Genomic DNA, 17364 nt, shown 5'->3' on the forward strand with positions numbered 1-17364 from the left:
TTAGAAACAATTCAGGAGAAGAAAACCTACCGCAGCAGCTTCTCTTCTTTGAGCCAGTCAAAGATAATCTGGTCTACCGGCGATACCTTTTCCCTATCGGCGTAGCCTAGCCAGACTACCTCCTCTATCTCGGCGGCGGGTTGGATGGTGCCCGTGTAGGAACCGGTATAGCAGGTCATTTTCACCTGCACGCCCTCGGGGTGGTGATCGGCCTGGGCCTGGAACGTCCCGAAGTAGTTGACCGTTTTCTCAATCAAATCCACGGTGAGTTCTTCCTTTATTTCCCGGGCCAGGGCGGTGAAGTCGTTTTCATCGGCCTCCCGCTTGCCGCCCGGAAAATAGAATTTGGTTCGACCTTTGGTTCTAGTACTCAGGATGAGGCCATCCTTGATTTCAATCCAGGCCAGTTTATCTATTGTTTCCATTTCTATCCGGTTGCGTGAAGCGTAGGTTGAATATACTCAAACATATTCTTCCTGCTTCTCTCCGGCTGTAATTTTTGCTTGAAAATTCGGCATGTAAAGAAAGCGTTACCTGGAGTAGGTTTCCGGCCTGTTTTTACAAAAGCTTGCTCAAAACATGGGCTGGTTTCTCCCGGTTTTCCCTGAGATCAGGCAAAAGGAAGTGATTCCTGATTCTATGCTTTTGTGCCAGCGATTGGATCAACTAACCTTTTGGCAAATGAGCATAAAAAGAGAATGGGTGTCTGGAAATTTTTGCCCTCGTCTGGGAAACGAGGGTTTGAAAGTGGAACCTTATGTAAGCAGAAGAAAAGGCTATTCTTTCTTCTTTTCAGGAGGCGTGGAGGAGAAGTTTCCGTGCTCGTCTACGTACATGATCATGTCCTCTAACTTGCCGCCCACGGAGTTCTCATGACGTTCCTGCTTGCGTTCCTCTTTGTCTTTTTTCTTCTTCAGTTTTTTCTGCTCTAATTGTTTCTTCATGAAACTGTTCTGTGATCTTGCCATAGTCAACGTTTAAATAAAACATAATACCCTGTGCGCCTTGCTCTGCTCCTCTTGCAAAGTTCAAGGCACCTTTAGTATTTATACTCTTTATAGAAAGCCCAGTTGCCTAGCTAGCCTAAAGCCGGCGTATATTTCACCTGTCTCCAGAGAGTACCTGAAAGCAGACCGCCTGGCAGAAACCAGAAATAAGTAAACCTTCACACGTGGTAAAGGAACAAATGAAGCTAAGGGTTGGGAAAACCTGATGGGCAGGCTTCAAGGATTATCAGAGAAACTTAGAGCCAGCCTGAGAAGCGGCGGCGTAAGAGAGGAGATAATGATTGCTTTCCGGGTGTAAAGGTACGAAAACAGGCGGTAAGAACCTATGCCTCCCAGAAACAGAATTGAACCTAATTAAAATAAAATTTACCTTTTTCTAGGAACCCTTGAACTATTGTCTACCTTTGAGAGTAGTAGATGTATAATTAAACATTATTATGAATCAAGGAACAGTAAAATTCTTCAACGACTCTAAAGGGTTCGGTTTTATCAAAGACAACAATTCAAATCAGGAGTACTTCGTACACGTTTCTGGCTTGGTAGATGAAATCAGAGAAAACGACGAGGTAGTCTATGATCTTCAAGAAGGAAGAAAAGGACTAAACGCCATCAACGTTAAACGCGCTTAGTCTTTAGTTATAAAGATATAATACAGAAAAGCCTCTCCGTTTGGGAGAGGCTTTTTTTATGCTGGTACTTTTCGTTTTAAGGCCGATTTTCTAAAATGTGCCACTAAACGGCGCTTGACTTTAAAAGTTCAGGAGGCAGGGTATATGTACTTTTGCAGGAACTCGTTCCTGAATTTTCCCCCAGGATCATGCTGGTGCAGCAGTTGCCTGAAATCCTCCAGCCCCTCATACCTTGCCTGCACCACCTCCGGCGCCATGGTGAACAACTTACCCCAGTGTGGAATCGGGTTGAATGGCGCCAACTGGGCTTCCATCAAAGGCAGCAACTCCATCACCACTTCTATGTCCTGTTTCCAGGTGGTATGAAAGGCCACGGTAGTTTTATTGTACTGCGGGCTCATCCAGAGGTCATCGGCTTTGATGGTCCTGATCTCCGAGATAAAGATGTGCGGCGAGATCTTGTCCTGGATCTGTTCTAATGCCATCATGGCCTCATAAGCGTGTTCCACCGGCACGAAGTACTCGCTTTGCAGCTCTTTCCCGGCGCTGGGCTTGAAACCCATCTTGAAGTGCGGAAGCCGGTCATACCAAGGACCGGGCACTCCCAACTGCTCCGTGGTATTCACCGCAGATTCGCTTTCAATGGGGTGCATGTTCTCCGTAGCCAGCGTTGCCCCGAAGAGTTCCGGTTCAATCGTGGAAACACCATCCTCTACCCTGCTCTTGATCCAAACCTCGTTGATGTTCTGGTTTCGCCAATCGGTGAACAGACTCACGCTGTAGCCTTTTGCCTGTATTTCCAGAAAATGGTCTTTTAACGCCGACATAGGCAAATTGCGGTACACCACCTGCTGCATGTCAAAGGCAGGCTGCAAGTCCAGGGTGATCTTGGTAACCACACCCAAACCGCCTAATCCTACCACTGCCCCCTTGAACGCCTCTCCGTCCTTCTCCCTGGAAAGCGTTACCACCTCGCCTTCGGCATTCACAAATTCAACCGCAGATACCGTTGTGGATAGGTTGCCATTCTGGATGCCTGACCCATGCGTAGCAGTAGCACATGCACCCACCACCGTAATGTGCGGTAAGGAAGCCAGATTAGGCAAGGCGTAGCCGTTCTCCTGCAGAAAAGGAGCCAGTTCCCCGTAGCGCATGCCCCCTTCTACAGTCACGGTATGGACACCCTTTTCCAAAGAAACAACCGAGGCCATCAACTGAAGCGAAATGAGATTCTCCCCGCTATCCGCGATCTGGTTAAATGAGTGCCGCGATCCCAAGGCCCTTACCTTGTGGCAATTTTTAACAATAGCTTGCACCTCTTCCACGGAGGCTGGGTAATGAACCTGGTTTGTGCTATAGGTGAGGTTGCCAGCCCAGTTTTTTAACCCGGCATCTTGTCCCGTAGATTTTGCCTTGCGTTTGGTTCGGAGGATCTTGGACAAAACCACGCCACCGGCCAGTCCCAGCGAGAGGGAGAAAATGACTCTTTTAACCATGTTTTAAGAAAAGTAAAGAGATCAAAAGGGGTTAGCAGCAACTGAATTAAAGTTTATTTACCCTCCGGCCACCTTCAAATTGTAATTATAAACTGAGAACCCAAACTAGTAAAAAACCAGATTAGCAGGTATTTTTAACTCCTTCCTATTGTTTACGCCGCCAACCGTTGCAGGATCACCTTGCAAGGCACTTGGGAAGTAACTTTTACCTGATGCTTTTTGTGCAGCGGGATCCCAAAGAAATCGCCGGGCTTTAAATGGTTGACTTCTCCATCTACGGTGATGTCGCAGGTGCCTTCCACAATCAGGAAGCGCTCCAGTTCATCATGGTGCACTTCTTCCGGGGCAACGTCTGTGAGCCAGGCAATGGCGGTGGTGGCACTGGGCGTATAGCCGATGATCTTCACGTAAATGTCCTCCAGCTGAGCAGGCGTCTGCAGATCCGGGCGGTTAAGCCAGGCGGCGTAGTCTTCCACCTTGGAGGCTGGGGAAAGGTTGGGCGGAGAAGAAACCGGCTCGCCGTTCTTCATGCGCTCCATATAGTCAATGATGGCCAGCACCAGGGGCTTCACCGTGGGGCTGGGCTCCGCAGCGTGGGCCAGGGCGTAAGCTTCTATGCTTTGCCGGATGGTTTCAATCTCTTCGCGGATTTCTGGGTGGGCGGCGGCCATTTGCTCTACTTCCTGGGTTTCATCAGGGGTAGTCAAGTCCATTACGTACAGCTCTAAAATCCCGGATTCTATAAAGTCAGTGATGGGGTTCATGCTGTTTTCTCCGCTCCTAAATGTTTGAAAGCCAGTTTCAGGTGGCTTTTAAGTTGTTCTTGTGAGATTCCCAAAGCTTCGGCGGCTTGTGAGCAGCTGTAGCCTTTGAGGTAAATTAAATCAATGACGGCTTTTTCCTGAGGTTCCAGTTGGCAGAAGGCTTCCTGCGTTCGGGCATCCTCCAACAGGTTAGGGCTTATTTTGGCTTCTTTGTCAGAAACCGGCTCTTGGGGGGAAGTTTGGGTAAGATGAAGGTACTTGCCGGTTTTCTGCGCTTCCAGGGCTATTCCCCGGGCCATAGCCAAGGCCCAGGACAGGAACCCAGACTTGGAGGGATCATAGATATGGATGCGGGACCAGATAGAAAGGAAGGTTTCTTTCAACACCTCTTCGGCTACCTCGGTGTGCTGCACCATCCGGCAGATCATACCCATGAGGGCGGGGGCATACGCATCGTACAGAAGACTAAACGCGTCTTGCCTTCCTTGCCGGATTGCCTCTACCAGGCGCTGTTCCTTTTCTGGTCCTATCCTACTTTCCACCATAGAAGCTCTTTTCTTAGTCCCATCTCCTACCCAAAAACCAATTCAAGGGCAAGCAGCCCCTAAGATACGCCAAGACCGTGGTTATCCCAAATAGAGCTGCCTTGCAACAACTCTTTACCTTTTTAGGCAATAAGTGAGTATTACCGTAGGCATCAAAGGAAATAACTGCCTGCTGATGCGAAACCTGCCGGAATAGCTTACTTAGGGAGTTCCAGCACAAACTCCTTCCCGGGAGGCACGGTCAGTTTGAAGCTCTTGATCCAGGGATTGTAAAGGCGCAGGGTTTTGTAGTTGGTGCCTTGGTCCAGCGCGAATTGGGCCAGGTCCGGGATGGAGGAAGTAACCGTCAAAGAGCGGGTGGGTAGTGCCTCATAGCCCTGCTCTTTGGGCAAGTCAAAACCATATTTTGCAGGGTTGCCCAAAACCTCTTTTAAAGCCAGAATCCGGAACATGTACCTGGACGTTTCATCGTTCAGGTACAAATCATAATAAGAGTCTACTTTCTGTTGTTCCAGGGCGCGGTCAATGCCTCCTACCCCTCGGTTATAGGCAGCGGCGGCATTCGTCCAGGAGCCAAACTTCTTCTTTGCTGATTTCAGGTACCGGCAAGCTGCCAAAGTAGATTTCCTTACGTGGAAACGCTCATCAACCTCGGCGTTCACCAGCAGGCCATAACCCCGGGCAGTATCGGGCATGAGTTGCCAGAACCCCGAGGCCCCGGCGGGCGAGGTCACGTGGCTGAACAGACTCTCGGCCAGAGAAAGATACACGAAATCCTCGGGGATGTCATTCTCGCGGAGCATGCGCTCGATCTCGGGCCGGTAGCGCTGCATCCGCTTCAGGCCCAGCAAAGTAGTGGCCTGCAGGTAGGAATTCACCAGCAGCTCCCGGTCCAGGCGCTCGGCCACATCCGGCACTTCCAGCGGTACGGGTTCTCCAGCAAAGGAAAGCGAAGAAGGCAGGCCTGGGGCTTTGATCACCTCACCCCGGGTAAAACGGACCTCGGCGTCTCCGCCGGCCGGCGAATCTCCCGTGAAAGACTGCTGACTGCATAGGTTAAGGGTTATGGCAATAAACCCTAATCCGCCCAGATATTTCCAAATGTTGTCTGTCATGATCGTGCTCCTTTCCTGCTGAATTCCTATGCTACCATAACCCTGCCAAAGCTGCTTTTAGTTTACCACCAGCAAAATGTTGTTCTTAATTACCGACCTTTTTTACCTAAAAAGTACAAGATACGTTCCAAAAAACAGGAAATTAGTCTTTCCCCGATGGCAGAAAAGAAACTTCTCTTCCCTTAATTGTTTCCTTGCCATAATCAGAAAAATAACCGCAAAACAGCCCAGGGCCTTCCCTGCCATCACAGCCAGCCATTATAACATATTGGTAATGTTGCTTTTACCTTAAAGTAACAGAAAAGGGTCTTCTTTACAACATGGAAAAGCTAATTATTCTTTACTGTCTTTTGATTGTGGCTCTTCTGGGCGTGCTTCTGGTTTTACCCCTTTTCATGACGGTCAAAAAACCAGATGACGCGCATTCCAGGCATGAAAAAGTCCTTTTTGCCTGCGGTGGTATGATCGGGTTGATCATTCTTCACTTGAATTGGCTTCTGTTGCCTTGGAGCAGAGAACAGAAAGGAGACGCGGTAGCATTCAGCACGATCATCCTTTTAACATTTTTGCTTCTGGTACCAATTTTTTTCCTGGTCCTGCAAAGACAAAAAAACACACAACCTCTAACCCCCTGAAAAATCAGCACCTTAGGCACGGGATCCGCAGGAGAAACCACAAAAAGAAAGGTGAAAGGCCATGTATGAATTAATGGAGGAGGAGTTAAATCTTCCAATCTTTTTTAACCCTCTTCTTACCCCCTCGTATAGTTGTTGTAAATACTAACCAACAGAACTTATAACACTATGGCTAAGTTAAAAACCTTGGAAGATTTGTTTGAGCACCAGCTCAAGGACCTATATAGCGCTGAAAAACAAGGCGTTGCTGCGTTGACCAAAATGATCAAAGCCACTGAAGACGAAAAACTGAAGCAGGCGATCACCACCCACCTGGAAGAAACCAAAGCCCAGAAAGACCGCCTGGAGAAAGTGTGCGAACTGGTAGGCACCAGCCCCGGACGCATGAAGTGCAAAGCCATGGAAGGCCTGGTAGAAGAAGGTGAGGAAACCATTGAGGAAGACGCTACCCCAGAGGTAAAAGACGCCGGCCTCATTGCCTCTATCCAGCGCATGGAGCATTATGAAATTGCCGGTTACGGAACTGCCGCTCACTTCGCAGAGCGCCTGGGCCACGCCGAGGCTGCCCAACTCCTGAGACAAACTTTGGAGGAAGAGCAAAAAACAGATACGCTGCTGAACGAGCTGGCGAAAAGCTACATCAACGAGAAAGCCGAATAGCTGCAAGTTGAAGAAAGACAGGAAAGCCTGTTCCTCTAGGGGAGCAGGCTTTCCTGTTTATAGGCCGTTTCTGTAAAACCAAGCTAAAAATATTTACCTACGAAGGCGAGTTTAAAGGATGATTCCCGAAATTTGACCTAACATGTCATCTACTACTTCCCTTTCCTTTTTACCCGATTTACCGGTCAAAGAAGCCTTGCCGCGCCTGCTCACCACCCTGGCAACCAACTCCCGTGCCGTGCTGGAGGCGCCGCCCGGCGCCGGTAAAACCACCCTTGTTCCCCTGGCTTTACTCAACGCCGATTGGCGCGACGATGGCAAAATCCTCATGCTGGAACCCCGTCGGCTCGCCGCCCGCGCCGCCGCCCAACGCATGTCTGACCTGCTGGGCGAGGAAGTGGGCCAGACCGTGGGGTATTGGGTACGGATGGAGCACATAGTGTCACAGCACACCCGCATTGAGGTAGTCACCGAAGGCATTCTCACGCGTCTGCTCCAGAGCGATCCGGCCCTGGAAGGAGTAGCGGCTATCATCTTTGATGAATTCCATGAGCGTAGCCTCCAGGCCGATGTAGGGCTGGCCCTGGCCCTGGATGCCCAGGCCGTGCTCCGGCCCGATCTGCGGATCCTGGTCATGAGTGCCACCCTGGATGCCACCACCGTGGCCAATTGGTTGGAAGCGCCCGTGGTCAAAAGCGAAGGCCGCCAGTTCCCCGTGGAGACGCACTACCTCTCCCCCGCTGAGATGGCTTCTGCCGGACAAAGACCCGCTGAGCGTTTAGCGAACCTTTTACCCAAATCCATCAGAAAAGCCCTGAACCAGGAACCGGAGGGCGATGTGCTGGTTTTCCTGCCCGGTATGGGCGAAATGCGGCGCGTGGCCCAGGCCCTGGAAGGAAAACTGGCCTCCACCATTGACCTGCACCTGCTGCACGGTGACTTGAACCTTACCCAGCAATTGGCCGCTATCCGGCCGGCTCCGGCTGGCAGGAGAAAGATCGTGCTGGCCACCAGCATCGCGGAGACCAGTTTGACCATTGAGGGCGTGAAGGTGGTGATTGACGGCGGATTTGCGCGCGTTCCCAAGTTCGTGCCGCGCATTGGGCTTACCACGCTGGCCACCATTCCGATCTCCCGGGCCGCCGCCGATCAGCGCCGCGGACGGGCCGGCCGTCTGGGGCCGGGCGTCTGCTATCGCATGTGGTCCTCCGCCGACCAGCTCCAACTGGCCGACCGGCAGACTCCCGAAATCTGTGAGGCAGACTTGACGGGTTTGGCCCTGGAACTGTCCATTTGGGGTGCTCAAGAAGCTACCGACCTGAAGTGGCTGGACACCCCACCCGCCGCCGCGCTTTCCCTCGCCCGCGACCTGCTGGTACGCCTGGAAGCCCTGGATAAATCTGGCAAAGCCTCGGCCCACGGGAAAGCCCTGGCGGCCTTGGGACTTTCCCCGCGGTTGGGCCATCTGGTGGTGCGCGGCCAGGCCCTGGGTTTGGGTGCCACCGCCTGTGATCTGGCCGCCCTGCTCTCGGACCGCGACATCCTCAAACCCATGCAGATTTCCTACTCAGATCCGCTGCCGGACCTTACCCTGCGCCTGGAACTGCTAGACGGTCAGTTGCCACCTACGCCGGGTTATACGGTAGATGTCAACACCGTGCGCAAAATACGGGAACAGGCCCAGAACCTCCGGCAGCGCATTAAAACCAAAAGAACGCCGCCTGATTACGGCGCCATTGGGCTTCTGACTGCCCTTGCTTACCCAGACCGTTTGGCCCAGCGGGAAACCTCCGGACGCATCAGGCTCATCTCAGGTCAGCGCGCTTCCTTGCAGACTGAGCTGTTCGGCGAGGCCGAGTTCTACGCCATCGCGCACCTGGAACTGGGCACCCGGCCCCGGGTTTTGTCGGCAGCTACCGTAACAAAAGAAGAGTTGCTCACCCATTTCTCAGGCCAGTTGGAGCGGGTGGAGGAAGTACGCTGGGACGCGGCAACGGAGAAAGTTATTGCCCGGCAGATCACGCGCATGGGCGCCTTGACTCTGGAAGAATCGACAGTTCAGAACCCAAACCAGGAACTGGTGGCGCAGGCGCTGTTGCAGGCCCTGAGAGAAAAAGGGATTGAGCGGATGCCGTGGTCTGAGGAAGCGCAGAAAACCCGCCAGCGGCTGGCATTTCTGCACCAGCTTTTGCCAGACCAGTGGCCGGATGTCTCGGAAGAAGTTCTGGAGGCGACGATGGAGGAATGGCTGTTGCCGCACCTGTTGGGTTTACGCACCCTGGAGCAAGTGGCCAAATTAGATTTCAAGGAGATTCTGCTCGCAGACCTTTCCTGGGACCAGCGCCAGGAGATGGATCGCTTGGCGCCGTCACACCTGGAGGTGCCTAGTGGCTCCCGCATCGGGGTGAATTACGAAAATCCCACTACTCCGGTGCTGGCCGTGCGGCTGCAGGAGGTTTTCGGCATGCTGGACACCCCACTGATTGGCGGCGGCAAGGTGCCGGTACTCATCCACCTGCTTTCGCCGGCCTCGCGCCCGGTGCAGGTCACGCGGGACCTGAGAAGCTTCTGGACTACCGGCTACTTCGATGTCAGGAAAGATCTGAGAGGTCGTTATCCCAAACACTTCTGGCCAGATGACCCACTTTCGGCGGTACCCACCAGGGGCACGAAGAAACGCCCTCATCCTTAATTTTTAAGGCTATAGGAAAGGAGTAGGTTTAAATTAATAGCAGGCATTTTAGTCCTATTTTTATCAAAACAGCCTTAAAAAGAAAAGGGGAAACCGAAGCTTCCCCTTTTCTTTTTTGAAATCTACCGGAAATTAGTGTCCGGCGTTTCTGATCTCGGCGTTAGCACCTGCCGGACGGTTAGGACCGTCTTTCTCGCCGTCAGAGCCTTTTACTTTTACAAGTTTGTTGTAAAGACCCAACAGCAGGAATGGCGCAGGCCATTGACCCACAAACAGTGCTTCGTCATCTTTTTTCATCACTTTGAGGGTAGCCGATACGGCCATAGACCCAAGGGCAGCCCACAAAAACAGATCTGAAGGCAACTTGGCAGTATACTCTTCAATGGTACGAGCTACTGGTCCTTCTTTATGGTCTGGGTTAAAGTTGTCGGCTTTTTCTTTCAAGTTTGATACGTCCATAGTAGTATTTTGATTATAATATGTGGTACATGGATATCAAAACGTAGGAAGTATTTCTAGGGTTGGCAAAAATACGCAAGAAGTGAAATAGCCTACCATGGAATGGTTTACTTTTCGCTTGTAATTCACCCAACCAGAGGCGCAATTATCAGGCGCTAAGTACAACACGGAAGCAGAAATTATGAGAAGGAAGTCTGCTTAAGAGAGCAAGACATAAAGCCTTTTTTCAGGCTGTTCAAACGGGGATGATGTCTGGTTTTGCCGCGCTTCCTGGGCATGATTCAGAAAGACCAACCGCAGCTTTTACCTATCTTTGAATTTACCAGAACAAACGCACCCCCCTTTTACAGGCTGTTTTCCTGAAATCAGCTTAAAAACAGTTTGACAGCCTTTGGCTAAAACAATTCTAGCGACAGTTGCTGGACTTTCTTTTTGGTTTGCATGGGTGATGCCACCGGTGCCGGGCTGTAAACAATAGGGGCGCCATCAATGACATAAACGGGCGTTTCCTCATAGCGCGAGGCCACCACCACCTGGGTGCCATCGGCGTGGGTGGTGAATAGTTCCTTTACCAGGTTGGGGCAGTTGTTGTCTTTGGAAAGGTGGCCCAGCAGCACGTGGCTCATGAACTGAGGTTTGTAGCCGGTGAACAGGTTCAGCGCCTGCCGATTAGAAAGGTGTCCGTGGTTACCCTTGATCCTGGCCTTGAGGTAATACGGGTAACGGCCGCGCTCCAGCATGTCCTCGTCATAATTGGTCTCCAGGAAAGCCGCGTGGCAAACCTGAAATTGCTTAATGACATGGTCACAGGGAGAACCGATGTCAGTGAAGACGCCCACGTTGATGCCGTTGCCGGAGACGATGAAACTATGCGGATCAGCGGCATCGTGGAACTTGGGGAACCCGGTGACGGTAAGGTCCCCTATCTGCACTCCCTCGTAGGCTTGGAAAGACCTCACTAACCGGTAATCCAGCCCGAAGCGCAGGTTCTGCAGGGTGGCCGGCGTAATGTAGACGGGAATCTGATATTTCTTCGCCAGCACCGGCAAACCTTTGATATGGTCTGAATGCTCGTGCGAAATAAAGATGGCTTTTACTTTCTCCATGGACAAACCCAGCCGCCGCATGCGTCCCTCGGTTTCGCGGCAAGAAATGCCCGCATCCACCAATACTGCCTCCTGCTCGTTACCAATGTAATAGCAGTTCCCGTTACTCCCCGATGCCAACGACGTAATGTACAAACCCATAGAGCTACAAAATTACGGTAAGTTTTGCTTAATCTCCACCCTGCCTGCTCAAACTGATAATCTAACCCAAACAGAAGAGGTTTATACTTAACATAAATACTAAGCTAAGAACAAGGCTTCTTACGCCAATCAATCCTTTTCAGAGATTATCACAGTTTAGGAAAGCGCTTCATCTAAGCCTCAGGATGTATGGAGCTGCTTTTATTAAAGTAATCACTACCGTTGAGAACAGGCAAAAGGAACCTGCAAAAGCCATGCGGCTGACCAGCTAAAAACAGGAAATCCGTTTCAAGCCGCTTTTCATAAAAACAGCCAGAAAACAATTGAGAGATTTTGCCGATCTACTCAGGCTGGGAAGAACGGCGGGGAAGCAGAATCGGGTCCAGCACAATGCGTTCTGGGGTGGTGCCGTAGAAATCTTTGTTCCCGATGAGCTTCAGAAACAGATGCGCGGTCTCCTCCCCCATTCTAATGGTCTGCTGGTCTACGGTAGAGAGCGATGGTGTCACAAACGCCCCGAAGGCCTCGTTCGCGAAGCCCATGACGCCCATCTGCTGAGGCACTTTGATGCCTCTTTCCAGCAGCACCTGCAAAGCGCCCATTGCCGTGTAATCCTCGGCGGCGAAAACGGCGTCAAAGTCTTTTTCCTTCTCGAGCAGGCGCGTAACAGATTCTTTTCCGAACTCCAGGGAAAGCCTGCCTTTGCAGATCATCTCCTCATTCATGGACAAGCCATACTTCTCTAAGGCATCGCGGTAGCCCCGGAAACGCTCCTTGAAAATGGTGAGGCTCTGGTCTGAGGTGAAATGCGCAATGTGCTTGTACCCCTCCTTGATGAGGTGCTCGGTTGCCACAAAACCGGCCTGGTAGTCGTTGATGGTCACGGAGGGCACCGGCAGCTCGTTTATGGCGCGGTCAAAAAACAACAGGGGCACCTGGCGCTTGCTGATCTGCTCGTAGAACTCGCGGCCCTCCATTTCCCCGGATACCGAGGAGATGATACCATCTACCCGGGCCTGCAGAAAGGTCTCAATCCCCTTCTGCTCCTGCTTCAATGACTCACCGGTCTGGTACAGCAGCATGCTGTAGCCGTTCTCATTCATGACCTTCTCAATGCCGTGCACCACCGAGCTGAAGAAACTGGTATCCAAACTGGGCACAATGATCCCGATGACGTTGGTGCGCCCCGAGCGCAGGGAAGAAGCGAGTTTGTTCTGCTGGTAGTTCAGGCGTTTGGCAGTTTCCAGCACCGCTGCTTTGGTGGCGGCACTGATGGCCGGATGGTCATTGAGGGCTCGCGCCACCGTGGAGAACGTTACGTCCAGCTCCCGCGCAATGTCATGTATGGTTGTTTTCTTCAATGTTTCAGCTGTGTGAACCCAAAATTACTGAGTTGGCGGTAAAGTCCTTAAAGCTATCCTATTTTCTTTTCATTTTTAGCACGTTTTAGCTTAAACAGGCTCAAAATAGCCAAGCTTAAAAGTCTCTCTTTGTCATAAACCTAATTAGCCTGAAACTAAATAGTTAAAGGTAAGAAGGTTACCAGTTTTCATTTTCTCATTTTACTTGAGCTAAGACAAGGTTTTTTTCACAAAATTTAAAGGTTTCTGCCTCTCATATTTCCTATTCTCAGTTTTTTCGCTTAAAATTATGCCAACGTTGGCATTTATAGACAGAAGAGGAATTCTGAACAGCTTTCCCCCTTGCCCTCGTATAGAACAGATATTATTGAAATAAAGCCCTTTATGCTCCTATTAGGTATAGACGTAGGTACCTCCTCCATTAAAGTATCAGTGGTGGACGCGGCCACCCAGAAGTGTCTGGCTTCGGCGCAGTTTCCAGAAACTGAGTCCAAAATCAACTCCCTGCAACCGGGCTGGGCTGAGCAGGCCCCCGAGATGTGGTGGGAGCATACCCAGGCCGCCATCCAGAAAGCCAACGCCTCCGGCGCCTACAATCCCGAGGACATAGGAGCCATTGGTATTGCTTACCAGATGCACGGTTTGGTGGTAGTGGACGAGAACCAGGAGGTATTGCGCCAGTCCATTATCTGGTGCGACAGCCGCGCGGTTCCCTACGGACAGAAAGCCCTGGAGCACATTGGGCAGGAACAGAGCCTGGCGCACCTGCTTAACTCACCGGGTAACTTCACCGCCGCCAAATTGGCTTGGGTAAAGGAAAACGAGCCCGAAACGTTCAGCAGAATCCACAAGATCATGCTGCCCGGCGACTACATCGCCATGAAGCTGACCGGCGAGATCACTACCAGCGTATCTGCCTTGTCTGAGGGTATTTTCTGGGACTTCCAGAAAGATGAGGTGTCTGCCGATGTCATGAACTTCTTTGGGTTCAGCCCCGAGATCATCCCGGCGGTGAAGCCTTTGTTTTCTTCGCACGGCGAGGTGAAACCCGAGGTTGCTTCTTCCCTGTCTTTGAAAGCCGGTATTCCGGTGGCCTATAAATCTGGTGACCAGCCCAATAACGCGCTTTCTCTGAACGTGCTCAACCCCGGCGAGGTGGCGGCCACGGCTGGCACCTCGGGCGTGATCTACGGCGTGAGCGACCAGTTGGTGTATGACCCGCAGTCCCGCGTGAACACCTTTGCGCACGTGAACTACACGCCGCAATCAAAGCGCGTGGGCGTGCTCATGAACATCAACGGCACCGGCATCATGAACAGCTGGGTAAAGGAAAACATGGGCCACGGCCTCTCCTACCCCCAGATGAACGAAGAAGCCCTGAAAACACCGGTTGGGAGCAACGGCCTGCGTATCTTCCCTTTTGGGAACGGGGCCGAGCGCGTGTTCAACAACCGCATCATAGGCGCGCAGTTCCATAATCTTGATTTAAACCTGCATTCCAAAGGACATGTGTTCCGGGCGGTGCAGGAAGGCATTGCTTTCACGTTCCGCTACGGGCTGGACATCATGCGCGAGAACGGCATGAATCCGCAGGTCATCAGGGCGGGTAACGCTAACATGTTCCTGAGCCCGCTTTTTGCCGAGGCTTTCGTGAACGCCACGCACGTACCGGTGGAGCTTTACCAGAACGACGGCAGCGTAGGTGCGGCCTTAGGCGCCGGCATCGGGGCCCAGGTGTTCTCCTCGGCGGAGGAAGCCTTCAGCCGCTTTGAGCGCCTGAAAGTGATTGAGCCTACCCAGACCGATGCCTATGAAAACGCGTACCAGGACTGGAAAGCTTTATTACAGAAACAATTAAGAGACTAATTTATTTACCCTTATACATTCACAACCATGGCAAATCACACCCTAGTAGACACAGAATACTTTAAAGGAGTAGGACAGATAAAATTTGAAGGTCCTGAGTCTGACAACCCGTTGGCGTACCGCTGGTATGACGAAAACCGTGTAGTGGCAGGCAAAACCCTGAAAGAGCATCTTAAGTTTTCAGTGGCCTATTGGCACTCATTCAACGCGAACGGCTCTGATCCATTCGGGGGCCCAACGTTGAACTTCGCCTGGGACCAGAGTTCAGATGTGATTGAGCGCGCCAAGGCCAAAATGGATGCCGCGTTTGAGTTCATCACTAAATTGGGTATGCCTTACTACTGCTTCCATGATGTAGATGTGGTAGATTTTGGCAATAACGTAGTGGAGAACGAGCGCCGTCTGCAGACCATGGTAGAATACGCAAAGCAGAAACAAGCCGAAACCGGCGTAAAACTGCTGTGGGGAACTGCCAACGTGTTCTCACATGAGCGTTACATGAACGGTGCCTCTACGAACCCAGATTTCCATGTGCTGGCCCATGCAGCGGCGCAGGTGAAAGGTGCTTTGGATGCCACTATTGCCTTAGGTGGTGAAAACTACGTATTCTGGGGAGGCCGTGAAGGTTATATGACCCTTCTGAACACCAACATGAAACGCGAGCAGGAGCACCTGGCCCGATTCCTGCACTCAGCCAAAGACTACGCCCGTGCGCAAGGCTTCAAAGGGACGTTCTTCATTGAGCCTAAGCCGATGGAACCAACCAAGCACCAGTATGACTACGACTGCGCAACCGTGATCGGGTTCCTGCGTCAGCACGATTTATTGGGTGATTTTAAAATCAACATCGAGGTAAACCACGCTACCCTGGCGGGCCATACCTTCCAGCACGAGCTGCAGGTTGCCGCCGATGCTGGTGTACTAGGCTCTGTGGATGCCAACCGCGGTGACTACCAGAACGGCTGGGATACCGACCAATTCCCTAATAACCTAAACGAACTGACCGAGGCCATGCTGATCTTCTTAGAAGCCGGTGGCCTGCAAGGAGGTGGCGTAAACTTCGATGCCAAAATCAGAAGAAACTCCACTGATCCAGCAGACCTGTTCTACGCCCACATTGGTGGTGCCGATACTTTTGCCCGCGCCCTGATCACCGCTGACAACATCCTGCAGAACTCTGACTACCTCAAAATCCGCAAGGAGCGTTACGCTTCTTTTGACAGCGGCAAAGGCAAAGAGTTTGAGCAAGGCAAACTGTCTCTGGAAGACCTGCGCGACTACGCCATTGAGCAAGGAGAGCCAACACTGCAAAGCGGCCGTCAGGAGTACCTGGAGAACCTGATCAACAGATTCATCTAATCTGGTTAGATTTTGATGCTTGCCGCCCACGCGGCAAAGAAACAAGTGCTGTCCCCTGATTAAACTAGAAGGAAAGATAACCCTGCTGCCCAGGTAGTCAGATTTAATCTTCCCGGTTAGAGTTGTCTTGTCAACACTCCTTTGTTTTTTCATGTAATGCATACTAAGAAAGGCTGTCTCCAATGGAGGCAGCCTTTTTTTTTCATTGCAGTTTAGGAGGAAATGCTGATTGGGCAGTATGTGGTAGGCTTTTGTAATTGGATGATAAGGAATTGGCACATTGTTACTGAATCGGCCCAACCCACCCCTACCCCTCCCTGTAGGGGAATTTTCTTTCTGGTAAATCTCTTTGTAGATCTCTTTTTTTTAAGTTCTCTGGTTCAAGTTTTCAACTTGGACCTAAAATGACCTGAAGTTTGCAACTTCAGTGAGGCTGAAAGCCTCAAACCAGCAGTTTCTTAAGAGCCACTGTAAAGAACTAAACCCATCGCTTCCCGCAGCTGGAATTCACATAATACAGCCTGTAGCCATATTATTTTGCCTTCATTAAAATCTCCAAAGGCCTCGCTTAAAGGTTTCCTTTTTCAGCCCTGCTTTTCAAAAAACAAGCGAAAAATGATTTCCCAAAGCACAAAAAAATCGGGCCCTGCTAGAGCCCGATTTCAGTATCATCTAACTAAGATCATTTACCTTTTGTCCTGTGAACTGAAGAAATACTTTCGTTCTGAAACAGGATCATCAGAATAAACTACGCTTGTTCCTGCATGATCTCTTTCATCTTCTCAGCATCGGCCACGAACTTGGCCAAGCCGCTGGCGGTGAGCGGATGGTTCAGAAGACCCAGGATTGGCTCCAACGGACAGGTGCACACGTGCGCGCCGGCCTCGGCACACTTCACAATGTGCAGGGAGCTGCGGATAGAAGCCGCCAGGATCTGTGTTTCATAGCCTTGGATGGCATAGATGTTGGCGATTTGGGTGATCAGTTCCACACCGTCCCAACCGATGTCATCCACGCGACCCAGGAAGGGCGACACGTAAGTAGCACCGGCTTTGGCGGCCAGAATTGCCTGTCCGGCCGAGAACACCAGCGTACAGTTGGTTTTAATGCCTTTGTCAGAGAAATATTTTATGGCTTTCAGGCCGTCTTTTATCATAGGTACTTTCACCACAATGTTGGGGTGAAGCGCCGCCAAGGTCTCGCCCTCCTCTACCATTGAGTCAAAATCAGTGGAAAGTACCTCGGCGCTGATATCACCGTCCACAATCTCGCAGATTGCTTTGTAATGGTCCAGGGTAGCTTGCTCCCCTTTGATGCCTTCTTTGGCCATTAGGGATGGGTTGGTGGTTACTCCGTCCAGGATACCCAAGTCGTGGGCTTCTTTGATGTGGGCCAAATTAGCCGTGTCAATGAAAAACTTCATAGCAAATGGTTTTAGGTTTCTTTCTTTAAATCTGGCTGAAAACAGCAGGTCTGGTACTGTGATGGGGAACTGCCTCTTGCTAAAAAACAGTATAATTGTATTTATG

General features: G+C 51.2%; 16 protein-coding genes. 6 read left to right on the forward strand and 10 right to left on the reverse strand.

Going from position 1 to position 17364, the window contains the following annotated elements; all coding sequences use genetic code 11:
* Positions 1–26: 26 nt before the first annotated feature.
* Together J3P35_RS14740 and J3P35_RS14745 are read right to left on the reverse strand one after the other, a co-directional pair.
* Positions 27–425 carry an NUDIX hydrolase gene (locus J3P35_RS14740; protein ID WP_210465335.1) on the reverse strand — a complete coding sequence of 133 codons (399 nt, stop codon included), beginning with the start codon at positions 423–425 and terminating at the stop codon, positions 27–29.
* A gap of 351 nt (positions 426–776) precedes the next feature.
* On the reverse strand, positions 777–968 hold the full coding sequence (locus J3P35_RS14745; protein ID WP_210465336.1) for a cold-shock protein: 192 nt from the start codon (positions 966–968) through the stop codon (positions 777–779).
* A gap of 476 nt (positions 969–1444) precedes the next feature.
* On the opposite strand from J3P35_RS14745, the gene J3P35_RS14750 reads away from it, so the two are divergent.
* Positions 1445–1636 (forward strand): cold-shock protein, encoded by a 192-nt coding sequence (locus J3P35_RS14750; protein WP_062542011.1) that lies wholly within the window; start codon positions 1445–1447, stop codon positions 1634–1636.
* Between the two features lie 128 nt (positions 1637–1764).
* Here the strand turns inward: J3P35_RS14750 and J3P35_RS14755 are convergent, their stop codons facing one another.
* The 4 genes from J3P35_RS14755 to J3P35_RS14770 form a co-directional block, all read right to left on the reverse strand.
* Positions 1765–3132 (reverse strand): FAD-binding protein, encoded by a 1368-nt coding sequence (locus J3P35_RS14755; RefSeq protein WP_210465337.1) that lies wholly within the window; start codon positions 3130–3132, stop codon positions 1765–1767.
* Between the two features lie 152 nt (positions 3133–3284).
* Positions 3285–3896 carry a cupin domain-containing protein gene (locus J3P35_RS14760; RefSeq protein WP_210465338.1) on the reverse strand — a complete coding sequence of 204 codons (612 nt, stop codon included), beginning with the start codon at positions 3894–3896 and terminating at the stop codon, positions 3285–3287.
* On the reverse strand, positions 3893–4441 hold the full coding sequence (locus J3P35_RS14765; RefSeq protein WP_210465339.1) for an RNA polymerase sigma factor: 549 nt from the start codon (positions 4439–4441) through the stop codon (positions 3893–3895). The genes J3P35_RS14760 and J3P35_RS14765 overlap by 4 nt, the downstream gene beginning before the upstream one ends.
* Before the next feature lie 197 nt (positions 4442–4638).
* The gene (locus tag J3P35_RS14770) at positions 4639–5556 is read right to left on the reverse strand and encodes a lytic transglycosylase domain-containing protein (protein WP_210465340.1); all 918 of its coding nucleotides are present in this window, start codon (positions 5554–5556) and stop codon (positions 4639–4641) included.
* 320 nt (positions 5557–5876) lie between these two features.
* Between J3P35_RS14770 and J3P35_RS14775 the strand changes: the two genes are divergently transcribed.
* From J3P35_RS14775 to hrpB, 3 genes are all read left to right on the forward strand, one after another.
* Positions 5877–6191, forward strand: a complete 315-nt coding sequence (locus J3P35_RS14775) for a hypothetical protein (protein WP_210465341.1) — start codon at positions 5877–5879, stop codon at positions 6189–6191.
* 168 nt (positions 6192–6359) lie between these two features.
* On the forward strand, positions 6360–6851 hold the full coding sequence (locus tag J3P35_RS14780) for a YciE/YciF ferroxidase family protein (RefSeq protein WP_210465342.1): 492 nt from the start codon (positions 6360–6362) through the stop codon (positions 6849–6851).
* A gap of 142 nt (positions 6852–6993) precedes the next feature.
* On the forward strand, positions 6994–9543 hold the full coding sequence (gene hrpB / locus J3P35_RS14785) for an ATP-dependent helicase HrpB (RefSeq protein ID WP_210465343.1): 2550 nt from the start codon (positions 6994–6996) through the stop codon (positions 9541–9543).
* Positions 9544–9675: 132 nt separating this feature from the next.
* Here the strand turns inward: hrpB and J3P35_RS14790 are convergent, their stop codons facing one another.
* The 3 genes from J3P35_RS14790 to J3P35_RS14800 form a co-directional block, all read right to left on the reverse strand.
* On the reverse strand, positions 9676–10002 hold the full coding sequence (locus J3P35_RS14790) for a hypothetical protein (protein WP_210465344.1): 327 nt from the start codon (positions 10000–10002) through the stop codon (positions 9676–9678).
* A gap of 395 nt (positions 10003–10397) precedes the next feature.
* Positions 10398–11249: an MBL fold metallo-hydrolase gene (locus J3P35_RS14795; protein ID WP_210465345.1), complete on the reverse strand. Its 852-nt coding sequence runs from the start codon at positions 11247–11249 to the stop codon at positions 10398–10400.
* A gap of 341 nt (positions 11250–11590) precedes the next feature.
* On the reverse strand, positions 11591–12610 hold the full coding sequence (locus J3P35_RS14800; protein WP_210465346.1) for a LacI family DNA-binding transcriptional regulator: 1020 nt from the start codon (positions 12608–12610) through the stop codon (positions 11591–11593).
* A 384-nt stretch (positions 12611–12994) separates the two neighbouring features.
* Here J3P35_RS14800 and J3P35_RS14805 point away from each other — a divergent pair, with 384 nt between their 5' ends.
* Both J3P35_RS14805 and xylA read left to right on the forward strand, forming a co-directional pair.
* The gene (locus tag J3P35_RS14805; RefSeq protein WP_210465347.1) at positions 12995–14476 is read left to right on the forward strand and encodes a xylulokinase; all 1482 of its coding nucleotides are present in this window, start codon (positions 12995–12997) and stop codon (positions 14474–14476) included.
* Between the two features lie 27 nt (positions 14477–14503).
* Positions 14504–15835, forward strand: a complete 1332-nt coding sequence (gene xylA / locus J3P35_RS14810) for a xylose isomerase (RefSeq protein WP_210465348.1) — start codon at positions 14504–14506, stop codon at positions 15833–15835.
* 748 nt (positions 15836–16583) lie between these two features.
* On the opposite strand, the gene fsa is transcribed toward xylA, so the two are convergent.
* Positions 16584–17258, reverse strand: coding sequence for a fructose-6-phosphate aldolase (gene fsa / locus J3P35_RS14815; protein WP_210465349.1), 675 nt, complete (start codon positions 17256–17258; stop codon positions 16584–16586).
* Between the last annotated feature and the right edge of the window lie 106 nt (positions 17259–17364).

It is taken from the genome of Rufibacter roseolus (assembly GCF_017916365.1).
GTDB lineage: Bacteria > Bacteroidota > Bacteroidia > Cytophagales > Hymenobacteraceae > Nibribacter > Nibribacter roseolus.

Excerpts from the sequence above, each read along its gene's own strand:
- J3P35_RS14740 (WP_210465335.1), bottom strand. The coding sequence starts at position 425 with ATGGAAACAATAGATAAACTGGCCTGGATTGAAATCAAGGATGGCCTC.
- J3P35_RS14745 (WP_210465336.1), bottom strand. The coding sequence starts at position 968 with ATGGCAAGATCACAGAACAGTTTCATGAAGAAACAATTAGAGCAGAAA.
- J3P35_RS14750 (WP_062542011.1), top strand. The coding sequence starts at position 1,445 with ATGAATCAAGGAACAGTAAAATTCTTCAACGACTCTAAAGGGTTCGGT.
- J3P35_RS14755 (WP_210465337.1), bottom strand. The coding sequence starts at position 3,132 with ATGGTTAAAAGAGTCATTTTCTCCCTCTCGCTGGGACTGGCCGGTGGC.
- J3P35_RS14760 (WP_210465338.1), bottom strand. The coding sequence starts at position 3,896 with ATGAACCCCATCACTGACTTTATAGAATCCGGGATTTTAGAGCTGTAC.
- J3P35_RS14765 (WP_210465339.1), bottom strand. The coding sequence starts at position 4,441 with ATGGTGGAAAGTAGGATAGGACCAGAAAAGGAACAGCGCCTGGTAGAG.
- J3P35_RS14770 (WP_210465340.1), bottom strand. The coding sequence starts at position 5,556 with ATGACAGACAACATTTGGAAATATCTGGGCGGATTAGGGTTTATTGCC.
- J3P35_RS14775 (WP_210465341.1), top strand. The coding sequence starts at position 5,877 with ATGGAAAAGCTAATTATTCTTTACTGTCTTTTGATTGTGGCTCTTCTG.
- J3P35_RS14780 (WP_210465342.1), top strand. The coding sequence starts at position 6,360 with ATGGCTAAGTTAAAAACCTTGGAAGATTTGTTTGAGCACCAGCTCAAG.
- hrpB (WP_210465343.1), top strand. The coding sequence starts at position 6,994 with ATGTCATCTACTACTTCCCTTTCCTTTTTACCCGATTTACCGGTCAAA.
- J3P35_RS14790 (WP_210465344.1), bottom strand. The coding sequence starts at position 10,002 with ATGGACGTATCAAACTTGAAAGAAAAAGCCGACAACTTTAACCCAGAC.
- J3P35_RS14795 (WP_210465345.1), bottom strand. The coding sequence starts at position 11,249 with ATGGGTTTGTACATTACGTCGTTGGCATCGGGGAGTAACGGGAACTGC.
- J3P35_RS14805 (WP_210465347.1), top strand. The coding sequence starts at position 12,995 with ATGCTCCTATTAGGTATAGACGTAGGTACCTCCTCCATTAAAGTATCA.
- xylA (WP_210465348.1), top strand. The coding sequence starts at position 14,504 with ATGGCAAATCACACCCTAGTAGACACAGAATACTTTAAAGGAGTAGGA.
- fsa (WP_210465349.1), bottom strand. The coding sequence starts at position 17,258 with ATGAAGTTTTTCATTGACACGGCTAATTTGGCCCACATCAAAGAAGCC.